The sequence below is a fragment of the Kosakonia sp. genome, from assembly GCF_032052965.1.
Lineage (GTDB): Bacteria > Pseudomonadota > Gammaproteobacteria > Enterobacterales > Enterobacteriaceae > Kosakonia.
This window is the reverse complement of sequence record NZ_DAMBVN010000007.1, coordinates 75,076-89,036: the sequence shown is the minus strand read 5'-3', so window position 1 is coordinate 89,036 and position 13,961 is coordinate 75,076. Positions and strand designations below refer to the sequence as shown.

General features: G+C 54.3%; 13 protein-coding genes. 7 read left to right on the top strand and 6 right to left on the bottom strand.

Annotated features, from left to right (window positions below):
- Positions 1–37 precede the first annotated feature (37 nt).
- From pckA to RTX30_RS11000, 5 genes are all read right to left on the bottom strand, one after another.
- The gene (gene pckA, locus RTX30_RS11020) at positions 38–1,657 is read right to left on the bottom strand and encodes a phosphoenolpyruvate carboxykinase (ATP) (RefSeq protein WP_312689683.1); all 1,620 of its coding nucleotides are present in this window, start codon (positions 1,655–1,657) and stop codon (positions 38–40) included.
- Positions 1,658–1,993: 336 nt separating this feature from the next.
- Positions 1,994–2,872, bottom strand: coding sequence for an Hsp33 family molecular chaperone HslO (hslO, locus tag RTX30_RS11015; protein WP_312689681.1), 879 nt, complete (start codon positions 2,870–2,872; stop codon positions 1,994–1,996).
- A 24-nt stretch (positions 2,873–2,896) separates the two neighbouring features.
- Complete coding sequence (hslR, locus tag RTX30_RS11010) at positions 2,897–3,298, bottom strand: ribosome-associated heat shock protein Hsp15 (protein WP_312689679.1); 402 nt, start codon at positions 3,296–3,298, stop codon at positions 2,897–2,899.
- Positions 3,298–3,975: a GMP/IMP nucleotidase gene (gene yrfG / locus RTX30_RS11005; RefSeq protein ID WP_312689678.1), complete on the bottom strand. Its 678-nt coding sequence runs from the start codon at positions 3,973–3,975 to the stop codon at positions 3,298–3,300. Before yrfG ends, hslR begins: the two co-directional genes overlap by 1 nt.
- A 66-nt stretch (positions 3,976–4,041) precedes the next feature.
- Positions 4,042–6,177 (bottom strand): intracellular growth attenuator family protein, encoded by a 2,136-nt coding sequence (locus tag RTX30_RS11000; RefSeq protein WP_312689676.1) that lies wholly within the window; start codon positions 6,175–6,177, stop codon positions 4,042–4,044.
- 315 nt (positions 6,178–6,492) lie between these two features.
- Between RTX30_RS11000 and nudE the strand changes: the two genes are divergently transcribed.
- Positions 6,493–7,053 (top strand): ADP compounds hydrolase NudE, encoded by a 561-nt coding sequence (gene nudE, locus RTX30_RS10995; RefSeq protein WP_312689673.1) that lies wholly within the window; start codon positions 6,493–6,495, stop codon positions 7,051–7,053.
- Positions 7,054–7,139: 86 nt separating this feature from the next.
- Here nudE and mrcA read toward each other — a convergent pair whose 3' ends face one another.
- Entirely contained in the window at positions 7,140–9,692 is a 2,553-nt protein-coding gene (mrcA, locus tag RTX30_RS10990; RefSeq protein WP_312689671.1) for a peptidoglycan glycosyltransferase/peptidoglycan DD-transpeptidase MrcA, read from the bottom strand.
- Between the two features lie 119 nt (positions 9,693–9,811).
- On the opposite strand from mrcA, the gene RTX30_RS10985 reads away from it, so the two are divergent.
- The 6 genes from RTX30_RS10985 to aroK all read left to right on the top strand — a co-directional run bounded on the left by RTX30_RS10985 (position 9,812) and on the right by aroK (position 13,931).
- Complete coding sequence (locus RTX30_RS10985) at positions 9,812–10,597, top strand: DNA utilization protein HofM (protein ID WP_312689669.1); 786 nt, start codon at positions 9,812–9,814, stop codon at positions 10,595–10,597.
- Positions 10,597–11,130 carry a PilN domain-containing protein gene (locus tag RTX30_RS10980; RefSeq protein ID WP_312689667.1) on the top strand — a complete coding sequence of 178 codons (534 nt, stop codon included), beginning with the start codon at positions 10,597–10,599 and terminating at the stop codon, positions 11,128–11,130. The genes RTX30_RS10985 and RTX30_RS10980 overlap by 1 nt, the downstream gene beginning before the upstream one ends.
- Entirely contained in the window at positions 11,120–11,581 is a 462-nt protein-coding gene (locus tag RTX30_RS10975; RefSeq protein ID WP_312689665.1) for a hypothetical protein, read from the top strand. Before RTX30_RS10980 ends, RTX30_RS10975 begins: the two co-directional genes overlap by 11 nt.
- The gene (locus RTX30_RS10970) at positions 11,571–11,918 is read left to right on the top strand and encodes a HofP DNA utilization family protein (RefSeq protein WP_312689663.1); all 348 of its coding nucleotides are present in this window, start codon (positions 11,571–11,573) and stop codon (positions 11,916–11,918) included. Before RTX30_RS10975 ends, RTX30_RS10970 begins: the two co-directional genes overlap by 11 nt.
- Positions 11,884–13,119, top strand: a complete 1,236-nt coding sequence (gene hofQ, locus RTX30_RS10965; protein WP_312689661.1) for a DNA uptake porin HofQ — start codon at positions 11,884–11,886, stop codon at positions 13,117–13,119. Before RTX30_RS10970 ends, hofQ begins: the two co-directional genes overlap by 35 nt.
- Before the next feature lie 290 nt (positions 13,120–13,409).
- The gene (aroK, locus tag RTX30_RS10960; protein ID WP_312689659.1) at positions 13,410–13,931 is read left to right on the top strand and encodes a shikimate kinase AroK; all 522 of its coding nucleotides are present in this window, start codon (positions 13,410–13,412) and stop codon (positions 13,929–13,931) included.
- Positions 13,932–13,961: the final 30 nt, after the last annotated feature.

Below are 13,961 nucleotides of genomic sequence, written 5' to 3'. Positions count from 1 at the left end.
GCCATGTGGCGGGTTTTGTTTCTCTTGCGTAGCCGAATTACAGTTTTGGCCCGGCGCTGACCAGCGCGGCACCAGCTGCGGTATCGGTGTACTTCTCAAAGTTCTCAATGAACAGCTTCGCCAGTTGGGTGGCTTTTTCCTGCCATTGTTCCGGGGATGCATAGGTACTGCGGGGATCGAGAATGTGGGTATCGACGCCGGGCAGTGTGGTTGGGATAGCCAGGTTGAACATCGGCAGTGTGAAGGTTTCTGCATCATCCAGCGAACCATTGAGGATCGCGTCAATAATTGCCCGCGTGTCTTTGATCGAAATGCGTTTGCCTGTCCCGTTCCAGCCGGTATTCACCAGGTAGGCCTGCGCACCTGATGCCTGCATCCGTTTCACCAGAACTTCTGCATACTGCGTGGGGTGCAGCGATAAAAACGCTGCACCAAAGCAGGCGGAGAACGTGGGGGTGGGTTCGGTGACGCCGCGCTCGGTGCCTGCCAGTTTTGCTGTAAAGCCAGAAAGGAAATGGTACTGCGTCTGGCTGGCGGTCAGGCGGGACACTGGCGGCAGCACGCCGAAGGCATCGGCGGTGAGGAAAATGACCTTAGTGGCATGACCCGCTTTCGACACCGGTTTAACGATGTTCTGAATATGGTAAATCGGGTATGACACACGCGTATTTTCCGTTTTCGAGGCGTCATCGTAGTCGATGCTGCCATCGGCGCGGACGCTGACGTTTTCCAGCAGCGCATCGCGGCGGATGGCGTGGAAGATATCCGGTTCGGCCTCTTCAGAGAGACGAATCGTTTTGGCGTAGCAACCGCCTTCAAAGTTGAAGACGCCATCGTCATCCCAACCGTGTTCATCATCGCCAATAAGGCGACGTTTCGGATCGGTAGAGAGGGTGGTTTTACCGGTACCGGAAAGACCAAAAAATACCGCCACATCACCCTGCTCGCCAACGTTAGCAGAGCAGTGCATTGACGCGATCCCCTGTAACGGCAGCAGGTAGTTCATGATCGAGAACATCCCTTTTTTCATCTCGCCACCGTACCAGGTTCCGCCGATCAGCTGAATGCGTTCGGTAAGGTTAAAGGCAATGAAGTTCTCGGAGTTAAGGCCCTGCTCTTTCCACTGAGGGTTAGTGCACTTCGCGCCGTTCATCACGATAAAGTCCGGTTCAAAGCTTGCCAGCTCTTCATCGGTTGGGCGAATAAACATGTTTTTGACAAAGTGCGCCTGCCAGGCCACTTCGGTAATAAAACGCACTGCGAGGCGCGTGTCCGGGTTCGCACCGCAAAACGCATCAATAATAAACAGACGTTTTCCGGAGAGTTGCTGCGTAACCAGGCCTTTTAAATTTTGCCAGACTTCCGGCGAGAGCGGCTTGTTGTCGTTCTTGCCTTTGCCCTTGTCAGACCACCACACGGTGTCGCGGGTGGTGTCGTCACGTACAATGTATTTATCCTTCGGTGAACGGCCGGTAAAAATACCGGTGTCCACAGCGACAGCTCCCGAATTCGTCAACACGCCACGCTCGTATCCTTCCAGGTCAGGACGTAGTTCCTCCTTAAACAATGTATCGTAGTCGGGATTGTAGACAACATCCTGTACGTCGTTGATACCATAAGCCTTGAGATCTTGCGGGGTTAAGCTCTTAACGCGCATTTCACTACTCCTTAGCCAAGATGTACTGCCTGAAATTGTAGGGGTATTCTTCATTTGTTAACCGGGACGACGCTCATAGATTTACGTATCTCAACAATTGCCAGTCGACGAAAAAAGCTGTGATACATGGCACATAAGGGAACGGATTATGGCAAATTCAAGCATAATGATCGGGAAAATGTTCCTGAAATGCCATAAAGCAACATTTTTAACGGTCAGAGTGTGACTGTAATCGCTTTCATGAAAGGAAATTACGTAACACTTTCAGGCGGGATTTTAACGGAAACGTGACAAATTATGCAAAAGCGCCGCCCTGGAAGGCGGCGCAAATTCGCATTAATGTACCTGGGGATCGGCAGGAGAGGCGTTATTGCGGATTTCAGCAATATCCATTGCATTAAAGATGTAGTGATTTCCGCAGTAGTCGCAGTGCATATCGATCTCGCCCTCTTCAGCGATGATGCTATCCACTTCTTCGTCTGGCAGCGTTTTGAGCGCGCCTGCGCAACGTTCGCGAGAGCAGGTGCACTTGAACTCAACCGCTTGCGGATCGTACAGCGTCACTTCTTCTTCATGGTACAAACGCCACAGCACATCTTCCGCATTCAGCGTGAAGAGTTCGTCGGCTTTGACGGTTTCGGTCAGGACCGCCAGGTGTTCAAAATCTTCGGCCTGGGTTTCCTGTGCAGGCAGCACCTGTAGCAGCATCCCGCCGGCGGCAGGCTGGCCGTCAACATCGCCAGTACGGATGAACAGGCGCGTCGGCAACTGTTCTGAACGCAGGAAATAATCTTCCAGGCAGGCGGCCAGCGTGTCGCCTTCCAGGCCAACCACACCCTGATAACGTTCGCCTTCTTCCGGGGTAATAGTGATCACCAGGTAGCCGTTGCCGAGCAATGTTTTCAGATCGGCATTTTCCGGTACATCGCCCTGTACGCGAGCAACGCCGCGCATTTGCTGGCGGTTGTTACCATTGATCACAGCCAGGCTCATGGGGCCATCACCCTGCAGCTGCACGGTAATATCACCCGCGAACTTCAACGTAGCGGTTAGCAGACTGGTGGCGACCAACAGCTCACCGAGAATGGTTTTCACCGGCAATGGGTAATTGTGGTTTTCCAGCACCTGTTTCCAGGTTTCGGATACGGTCACCAGCTCGCCGCGTACGGCATAGTTCTCGAACAGATAGCGGTGTAATTGGTCTTGATGGGCCATAATTGTCTCTCTTGCGGGTGAGCGTTACTCGCTGTCACCGTATTTAAATTTCATCAGATCGCGGCGTTCTTTCTTATCCGGGCGACGATCAGGGTGGGGCATGGTCAGCGCATTCAGTTTGCGGGCAAGCGTCATCTTCTCGCGCTTCTCAATGCTTTCTGCCGTCTCTTCATAAAGCGTAACGGCTTCATTAGCCGGACGGCGCTGCTCTGTAATGCCCTTGATGACGACAGTGCGTTCATCATTTCCCTGACGTAACGTTAACGTGGCATTCAGCTCGACGATTTTACTCGGCTTGCTGCGCTGCCCGTTGTAATGCACTTTGCCGCCCTCGATCATCTCGCGGGCAATGGCGCGGGTTTTATAAAAACGCGCCGCCCACAGCCATTTATCCAGTCGGACATCTTGCGCAGGCTGCTGTTTCATTAAGCCTCCTTGAGAAGCGAAGGGATCAAGTGGCGATAATCACTCGTTCCTGGATGACGCAGATAACTTTTTTGGGCAAGCCCGGAGTCCGGGTTGGTCACGCCAAGGCAATAACGAATACCGAATTTCGCGGCTGCATCCAGAATGGGCTCGCTGTCATCAATGAACAACGTTCTCTCGGGATTTAACCCCGTTTCCTGCACGACAGCATGCCACAAACGCTGATCCTCTTTCGGATAACCAAATGTGTGGGTGGAAAGCAATAAATCAAGGTGCGACGCCAGACCGGTATGTTCAAGCTTGACCGCTAAATTATGCGGGTGCGCATTGGTCAACAGAATGCGGCGCTTACCGCTTTTTTGCAGCGCATCTAAAAAGGGCACGGTATCGTCGCGCAGTACCGCGCCTGGCCCTTGTTGCGTGGTCATGGCGCAAATATCAAGACCGAGGCGTTCGCTCCAGTAATCCAGACAATACCAGTTTAGCGTATGCTGCACGGCGTGATATTCCTGGCGGAGTGCCTTGTTCGCTTCCTCCGGTGTTAAGCCAAGCTTTGCACCGTAAGTTTCCGGCACCAGTTTTTGCCAGAAAAAGTTATCGAAAGCGAGATCGAGCAGCGTGCCATCCATGTCCAGCAATACGGTATCAACGTTTTGCCATGCGATATCAATATGCATAGGGGAAACTCCAGCCAGAGGGGAACCTGCGCGACAGGTTAACACAGCTCACGCAGGGGATCGTTATCAGCTGAGGCTTTCCTGGGTGGGGAGAAGTCGCGGATTCAGACAGCTTTCATAATACTGCTGAATTTCTTCCAGCCGCGTGCGGTTGCGCTGGTAACGACGCAAAGCAAGCACGCCGTTATAAAGGGTGCTGATAACCATCGCCAGCAGCAGGACCGTGGTGCCGGCATAACGCCACAAGCCGGTCGCATCAGGCATGCGGTGCAGACTGATATGTCTGGTGCCATTCGCGTCGGTAACGATATTGGTAATGATCCCTTCGGCACTGAACGGTGTTTGCATGAGCATTTGCGCCAGCCGCTGGAACTCTGTCCATTGCTCCTGGGCGGGGTAATCATAGAGCGCAATGGGTGGCCACGGCTGATCGACCAGCTCGCTACCTTCTTCGCTGATAATTAAAAAACCGCCAGGAGCCGGGCTGTTTAGAGCCTGCGCCGCGCGTGTCGTCTCGCGCATGATAAACGGCGCGGTTGAGGTGGTGACCAGATTATCCAGCGACTCAGCGCTTACCGGACGCAACAAAACGTTAACGCCGGTCAGTTTCCCATCACTCGCGCGCTTTGTCAGTGTATCCCAGTCTTTGCTGTTGCCCAGGTTGACCAGCGCATTTTTCAGTCGCAGGCATTCATCGGCAGCGGAACACAACTCCTGGGTTTTCAGGACGATATCGGCGAAATCATCCAGCAACACCATGCCGGATTTCTGAATAGCGGAGCGCAATACCGGACTCACGCGGGAGTCATCTTCAGCGGTGGGATGCAACTGACGGCTGACAGCCTGCACAAGCGCAGTGGCTTTGGTCACCGTATCTGATTCAGGTAACGGCAACGGCGGGGCATTGTTCCAGATGATTTGCGAACAATCGAACGGTGTAAATGGCGATGTCTGGCGCGACGCCCAGTTGCTCTGCGTGTGAATGCTGCACATACCGGTACCGCTCAGGCGCAGCGTGTCGCCAACGCGCAACCCGGCAGCTTCCAGTTGATTAACGCTACTGGCTTCGATGGTTTGTGCGCCTTTGATCCACGAGACAGTGAATTTGATCGGCATATCCAGCGGCACCCAAATTAGCAGCATAGCCAGCACGACCAGCGAACCCGTGGAAATGACAGCGCTGCGCACCCAGTGCTGTAGCGGGAAGTTCTTAACTTCATCATGCAGGGATAAAAAGCGCCCCTGGCGAACGACATGGCGATCGAGATAAATATCGATATCGGTTTGCTGCCCCAGATCCTGCGTGACGAAGGGCTGCCAGTGACGGGGATAAATCAGGTCGATAATGCCAAGCGAGATATTATTCATCTGCTCCTGATTATTTTCACCGAACAGCCCCCAGCGCTTTGGCGTGCCGCGCAGGCAGTGGATTTCACGCAATGTGTTTTTGGCTGGGGGCGCGTAAAGCCCCCACAAGCCTGCGGCCAGCAGCATAACGGCACCGCCTGCCAGCCACGGTACGAAAACTTCTGGCGTCACCAGGCAGAAAAAGAACAACAAGAATGCGGTCGACACCAGCAGCGCTTCACGCATACCGTCCGGCCGGCTTAAGGTATGCTCCTCCGGCGTTTCGCGGCGAATATTCAGCAGTTCAATTTGCTCGGTTTCTTCACCGCGGATGGCCGAATGGGTCGACGAAACACGTTCCAGATCGCCGCTACGCTCTTCATACATATATTCGCCGAGGGTGTGGCCATTCAATGAAATCACCAGCGGCAGGGAATCGGTACGGATCAGCTCAACGTTGTTTTCGTCCGTAATGTACTGCTCCCAGAAAGGCGGCAGATGAACTTCCACGGAGTCGAGATAATAGCGCCACTTATTGGGCGCGTCGGTGGTTATGCCATAGCGCGTGATCGCGTGCGTCACAACCAGCACGGTACCGCTGTGGGCATTTAAAGTGATCGCAACCGGGGCCGTGGTGGCGCCGGTAGGGCCGGGGATATGTTGGGTACGGGAAAGCGACTCGAGATAATTTTCAACGGCTTCGCGCTCTTCTGGCAAGAGTTTACGGGTCGTCGCGCCCGCGAAAGCCTGAAGATAAGGCAGTCGATAGCGACGTTGCGACCTGAACCTGAAAATCCATCCACCGAGGAATGCGCAGGCCAGCATAGCAGCGAAAACAATCAAAATGGTGCTCATGCTTTCCCCATCTTACTTTTTCTAACAGGTGTAGTCAGTTGCACCCTTCCCGTAATAACGTGTGTGGCTGGCCGTTGCAAGCGGAAATTAACTTGAATAATTTTAAGCGCATACCATCGCGTGTAAGGATAGCAAAACCACCCTAACGGGAATATCAGCAAATTCTTAGTTTTATTTCAACCTATTGACTTTTTGGTTTATTTGGGGATTTGATTTCTGATAAGTTGCAAGAATGTAAATAAGCGGCGAATGACATTGCCCAACGGGGACTAGTGTCGCACAATAACGCAAGTTTCTCTGCAAAGACCGATAATAATGAGCAAATCATTGCAAAAACCCACCATTCTTAACGTCGAGACAGTCGCCACTTCACGACTTTTTAACGTAGAAAGCGTGGATCTGGAATTTAGCAACGGTGTGCGCCGTGTTTACGAACGCATGCGGCCTTCCACGCGCGAAGCCGTGATGATAGTGCCGATTGTCGACGACCACCTGATTCTGATCCGCGAATATGCGGTGGGAACCGAATCCTACGAGCTGGGATTTCCCAAAGGGCTTATCGATCCGGGTGAGAGTATATACGAAGCGGCGAACCGTGAACTAAAAGAAGAAGTGGGTTTTGGTGCAAAAGAGCTTACTTTTCTGAAAAAACTCACGATGGCGCCCTCTTATTTCTCCAGCAAGATGAACATCATTCTTGCCGAGGATCTCTATCCTGAGTCACTACCGGGCGATGAGCCTGAACCGTTGCCGCAGGTTCGTTGGCCACTGAAGCATTTAATGGATTTACTCGAAGATCCGGATTTCACTGAAGCGCGCAACGTGAGCGCACTGTTTTTAATTCGCGAATGGTTGCAAGCGCAGGGCCGACTCTGACGGCACTCACCAAAAAAAATAAAAAGGGCGCCGGAGCGCCCTTTTTATTGTCTGTTTTCAATTCCCTTTGGGGAGGGGGTTGATGATCAGAACAGTTCGTGAGTCTCACCGTTATCAATAATCGTCGTACCCACTTCATGTACGGCCTGCTGGGTAGGCTGCGTACCTTCAATGAAGTACTCCTGACGACTGCTGCCCCCGCTAGCCAGTTGGCCGGTGCTGCGGTCGATATTCACGGTTACCACGCCCGGTGGTGGCGTTAACGGCTCTTCCGGTACACCCTCCAGCGCGGCTTTCATGTAGGCATCCCATGCTGGTTGCGCGCTTTTCGCGCCGCCTTCATAACCCGAAATTTGATCTTTGATGGCCCCGGAAGCGGTCGTTCGTCCCAAATCGCGACGGTGATCGTCAAAACCGATCCACACCGAGGTGACCACGCCCGGCCCATAACCGGAGAACCAGGCATCTTTCGAGCTGTTGGTGGTCCCGGTTTTACCGCCGATATCATTACGCTTGAGGTCGCGGCCTGCACGCCAGCCTGTGCCCTGCCAGCCGGGTTCGCCAAAGACGTTACTGTTCAGCGCGCTCTTGATTAAGAATGACAGCGGAGTGCTGATAACGTGCGGCGCGTACTCTTCGCCGCCGCTTCTCTGCACCAGCGCCTGATTCGCCTGCTCCAGTTGCGGCATTGGCACGGAGGCATTCTGCTGCTCCTGCGACATGGCCACATTCTCCATATCTTTGTTTTCCAGCACGTTCGATTTCGGCGTTTCACCGTAAATCACCGGAATATCACACTCTGCGCACGCCACTTTCGGGCGCGCTTCAAACAGGACGTTGCCCTGATCGTTTTCGATTTTGGTGATGTAATACGGATCAATCAGGAAGCCGCCATTAGCCATCACTGAATATCCCCTTGCTACCTGCATCGGCGTGAATGACGCAGAGCCGAGTGCCAGAGATTCAGTATGGACAATGTTTTGCGCCGGGAAGCCGAAACGTTGCAGATACTCTGCGGCGTAATCGACACCCATGGCGCGCATAGCACGAACCATAACCACGTTCTTCGACTGCCCCAGCCCCTGGCGCAGGCGGATAGGACCGGCATACTCATCCGGCGAGTTTTTGGGTCGCCAGTCTGAGCCTGCGCCTGCGTCCCAACGTGAAATGGGCACATCGTTCAGAATGCTCGCCAGCGTCAGGCCTTTATCCATCGCAGCAGTATAGAGGAACGGCTTGATGTTCGAGCCAACCTGGCGCAATGCCTGAGTGGCACGGTTAAATTTGCTCTGGTTAAAGTCAAAGCCACCCACCAACGCCAGCACGGCACCGTTACGTGGGTTGAGGGAAACCAGCGCGGAGTTAACATCGGGGATCTGACCCAGCCACCACGCATCGTTCACCTTACGTACCCAGATTTGCTGCCCGGCCTGCACCACATCGGTTACTTTACGCGGCGTTGCACCTTGCTGCGTATCGGAACGGTAAGGGCGCGCCCAGCGCATGCCTTCCATACGAAGCGAGACCGAGGTGCCATCTGCCATCATCGCGGTCGCTTCTTGCGGATTCGCGCTGGTGATCACCGCCGGAGCAAGGGGGCCGTAGCTCGGTAGCGTCTTCAGAGAATCGATGATCTTTTTGCTGTCCCATGCGGCTTCACCCACTTTCCACAGCACATTGGATGGACCGCGATAGCCGTGACGCATATCGTAATCCATCACGTTATTGCGCACCGCTTCCTGCGCTGACTGCTGCACTTTACGGGTAATGGTGGTGTAAACGCGGTAGCCGTCTTCATAGGCTTTATCGCCATACTTTGCCACCATATCCTGGCGCACCATCTCAGAGAGATACGGCGCAGAAAAGGCGATTTCTGGCGCATGGTAGTTAGCATCAATGGCTTCACTACGAGCCTGGTCATACTGTTGCTGCGAGATATAGCCTTCGCTCTGCATACGTGCCAGCACAACATTACGGCGCGCTGTTGCACGGTCGAGCGAGTAGAGCGGGTTAAAGGTCGACGGTGCTTTGGGCAGGCCGGCAATAACCGCCATTTCGCTCAACGTCAGCTGATCGACCGACTTGCCGAAGTAGACTTGCGCAGCGGCGCCGACGCCATAAGCACGATACCCGAGATAGATCTTGTTGAGATAAAGCTCAAGAATTTCATCTTTATTGAGTAACTGCTCAATACGGACTGCCAGGAACACCTCTTTAATCTTACGCATCAGCGTGCGTTCCGGGCTTAAGAAGAAGTTACGCGCCAACTGTTGCGTGATGGTGCTCGCCCCTTGTGAAGCATGGCCGGAAAACAGCGCCACGCTGGCGGCGCGGAAAATTCCCACCGGATCGACACCGTGATGCTCGTAAAAACGGCTGTCTTCAGTAGCAATAAACGCTTTCACCATTTCTGGCGGAATCTGATTGAGAGAGAGCGGAATGCGGCGCTTTTCGCCGTACTGCGCGATCAATTCGCCATCAGCACTGTAGACCTGCATCGGGATCTGTAACCGCACGTCCTTGAGCGTAGCGACGTCAGGCAACTGCGGTTCAATATATTTGTACAGCCCGTATATCGAGCCTGCTCCCAGCAGAATGCAACAAACTGCAAGGATGAATAAATACTTTACGAACTTCACTGGAGATTTCCCATTTAGTGGCATTTGGGCAGTTTATAAACAACCGCGCGGTAGTATAAAGGCAAGCCTGATGCATTGATATAGCGTCATCCAGAGAGACGATAAGGAGATCGTAATTTATGACAATTCATTCATGGCAAATTGGGCTTCATATTCAAGAAGATGACATCTTTATTGTTGCCATCGCCGCAGGCCGGCGCGGCCCGGCGTTACGCCGCTGGTGGCATTTTCCTCTGGCCGCCGGTGCGATAGTGCAGGGGCGGATTAAAGCCCCTGACCTTCTACTAAATGTTCTGCGTCCCTGGCGGCAAACACTTCCTCAGCGCCACTGTGTACGTCTGGCATTCCCTACCGGTCAAACGCTGCAAAGAAAGTTGCTACGACCGAATTTCTCCCTGCGCGAACAGGAACTTTCCGGTTGGGTGTCGCATGCGATGGCGCGTGAACTGGAGATGGCGGAAAGCGATCTCTGTTTCGATTTTATCGAAGATGAGACGGCCAGCGCCTATGGGGTGACGGCAGCGCAAACCAGAGATGTGGCAACCCTGTTAGGCATTGCAGAGGCGCTGTCGCTGCACATTTCATTTATTACGCCGGATGCCAGTGCACTGCAAACACTGCTCCCCTGGTTGGTTTCACCCACTCGCTGTCTCGCCTGGCGGGACGAGCGGCAATGGCTATGGGCGATGAAAGAGGGCTGGGGGCGGCGCGTGCGTGAAGAGGCCGATACGGCTGCACACCTGGCGCACTTGCTGGGTCTGGCTGCGGGAGAGCTTATTGAATGTGGTGATGAGCAAGGCTGTTTTGATTGCTGGACGGCAATCCCGCGACGCCAGCCACCCTTACCTGAAGCCGGGGGACGTTATGCCGTAGCCCTCGGTCTGGCGCTCGCCGGGAGGCGCTGATGTCGCAAATGGTCAATTTCTTACCCTGGCGGCAGCGGAGGCGGCAGCGCAGGGTGCGAGGTTGGGCAGCTCTGTTCACTGCGACGGCGCTGTTACTCTTCGTCGTGGGTGCTGGCTGGCGCAGCACCCTGAGCGTTGATCTTCAGGCGCTCACGTTATGGCAGCAATCGGATCACGCTTTACTGGCTGCACTGGTGGCCGCAGAGCAGCCTTTACAGGCTAAATGGCAGCGCTGGCAGGCAGCGCAAGCCCGTTTGCAACGCCAGCAGCAGACTCGGGCATGGCGGCCGATACTCACTGCCCTGGCGGAGAACCTGCCGCAACAGGCCTGGCTCACGCAGCTCCGCTGGCAGCAGAATACGCTGGAACTGATAGGGCTGACGAGTGCAGTGGCCGCACTGAGCGAACTCGAACATGCCTTACAGCAAGTGCAGGGCTTTCAGTTGCTGCCTGCCGGAGCCACGATGCGTGACGCGCAAGGGCGATGGCAGTTTCATTATCAACTGAATAAGGAGCCGCAGCATGCGCCTTAATGCAGATCGCTGGCTGGCTTTATCGCCATTCAGGCAAGTGCTGTGCTGGTTGCTAAGTGTCCTTTTGGGGGGATTACTGCTGTGGTGGTTAATCCTCTTGCCATTGAAAAATGGCCAGGCACAGCGGCTTAGTCAGCAGGCAACGCAGCAGAACCTGTTACGTGAGCAATGGCGCAAACTGCGCGCCATCAGCCCACCAGCGCACAAAGAATCTGACGCCGCATTACGGGTCTTCACCCCGCTGGATTTCCAGGGCGCAGGGCGGCAACTGACCCGCTGGCAACCCACGCAAAACGGGGGTGAGATGATGCTGGAAACGGAATGGCACGCGGTGGCTGGCACATTTCCGCTGATTGCTGAACGTAACATGCTGATTTCGGCCTTCTCACTGCTTGCCGATGAACGTGGCTTACATTTTACGCTGCGGCTGGAGCACGATAATGAGGGTTAAACGTCTGCTATGGGCAAGCAGTTTCTGCCTGCTGCTGACCGGAATGCGCGACCCTTTTCAACCGCCGCCGGATACATGCCAGATAGCAGAGCTTAGTCGCTGGCATTTTCACGGCATGGTGGAGAGCGCCCAACGGGTTGGCATCTTACGTGATACCGCCGGCGGCTGGCATCGCGTCGTTATTGGCGAAACGCTGCCAGTGGGGTGGCGGATTATCGCTATCGATCAACATGAAATGCAGATTGCCACGGGCGAAGGGTGCCACCCGCCGCAGTGGCGATGGAAACGAGAAGGAACGCAAAATGTGGAAAAGGATACTACTCCTCGCGTGTTGTAGTGCGCCGTTAGCGAGTGCCGGGGAAGCCAGTCTTGTCACGCTGACGGTGGATGGCGCACCTGTCGCGCAGGTCTTACAGGCGCTGGCTTCGCTGGAAAAACAGAACCTGGTGATCCCGGCGGAAGTGGCAGGCTCACTGTCGCTGAGCCTGGTGGATGTGCCCTGGAAACAGGCGCTGCAAACGGTGGCGACCAGCGCCGGACTGACTCTGAGCCAGCAAGGCAATATCTGGCTGGTGCATACGTCCAGCTGGCGACAGCAGCAACAGGCGGAACAAGAGGCCGCGGTGGCAAAACGCAAACAGAATGCCCCGGTTCTTACTCGCGCGATGGTGCTGCGTTATGCCGATGCGGGTGAACTGGCGAAGGCCGGAGAGAAGCTGCTCAGCCCGCAAGGCTCAATGACAGCGGATGAGCGCCTTAACCGCTTACTGGTTCGTGATAATAAAGAAGGGCTGGCGGCGATAGAAAAGTGGGTAGCGCAGATGGATTTACCCATTGAACAAGTAGAACTGGCGGCGCATATCGTCACGATCAACGAAAAAAGCCTGCGTGAGCTGGGGGTTAAATGGGGACTGGCGCAATCTGATGTGGCATCGCGCGGGCAACTTAGCGTGCTGTCGGCACAAATGCCAGCCGCCGCGGCGAGTACCCGCATCGGCTTTAATATTGGCAGCATCAATGCGCGTCTGCTGGAGCTTGAACTCTCCGCACTGGAACAAAAGCAGCAGTTGGAGATCATTGCCAGCCCCCGTTTACTGGCATCACACCGCCAACCAGCCAGTATCAAACAAGGCAGTGAGATCCCGTATCAGGTTTCCAGCGGGGAAAACGGCGTAACCACGGTGGAATTTAAGGAAGCGGTGCTGGGCATGGAGGTCACACCCGTCGTGCTTCCTGACAAACGAGTGCGTTTGAAGTTACGAATTAGCCAGAATATGCCGGGCCAGGTTTTACAGCAGGCCGGCGGGGAGACACTCGCGATTGATAAACAGGAAATCGAGACACAAGTCGAAGTTAAAAGCGGCGACACGCTGGCATTGGGTGGCATCTTCTCGCAAAAAAGGAGCAACAGCGGCGATCGCGTGCCAGGCTTTGGTGCACTTCCTGGCGTCGGGCGATTGTTTCGCCACGATACGAAAGATAATGAACGGCGCGAGCTGGTGGTGTTTATCACCCCGAGACTGGCATCGGTACATTAATCCCGCCGTAACACCTCTTTTTCTACGGAACTTGGTTCAGGTGTTTGACGTGAGAGATGATTTAGCTTACAAGGAGTACCGATTTGAGCGTCAGTAGTCTCCGTCGAGCCTGAATGGCTATCCGCGTCCGACTGGTAATTTAATGTGTTGCCAAACAAGCCGGAGTACTGAGATAATTTTCGATCTGACTCTCGCACTATCGCATATGAGGTTTCAGTTCATGTCCTGCTACGCTGGGTGTCTGCGAAGCGGGTTTATCATCAACGAATAGTCTTAGTAGTACCGAAAAAATGGCAGAGAAACGCAATATCTTTCTGGTTGGGCCTATGGGTGCCGGCAAAAGCACTATTGGGCGTCAGTTAGCTCAACAACTCAATATGGAATTTTACGATTCTGATCAAGAGATTGAGAAACGAACCGGAGCTGATGTGGGCTGGGTCTTCGATGTTGAAGGTGAAGAAGGTTTCCGCGATCGCGAAGAAAAAATCATCAACGAGCTGACGGAAAAACAGGGCATCGTACTGGCCACCGGCGGCGGTTCTGTAAAATCTCGCGAAACCCGTAATCGTCTCTCCGCCCGTGGAGTAGTGGTTTATCTGGAAACCACTATCGAAAAACAATTGGCTCGCACTCAACGTGACAAAAAACGCCCGCTTCTGCAAGTGGACGCGCCGCCGCGCGAGGTGTTGGAAGCACTGGCGAATGAACGTAATCCGCTGTACGAAGAGATTGCGGACGTCACCATTCGTACCGACGACCAGAGCGCTAAAGTGGTCGCAAACCAGATTATTCATATGCTGGAAAGCAACTAATTCTGGCTTAATTACAGGCCTGCGGGTTTA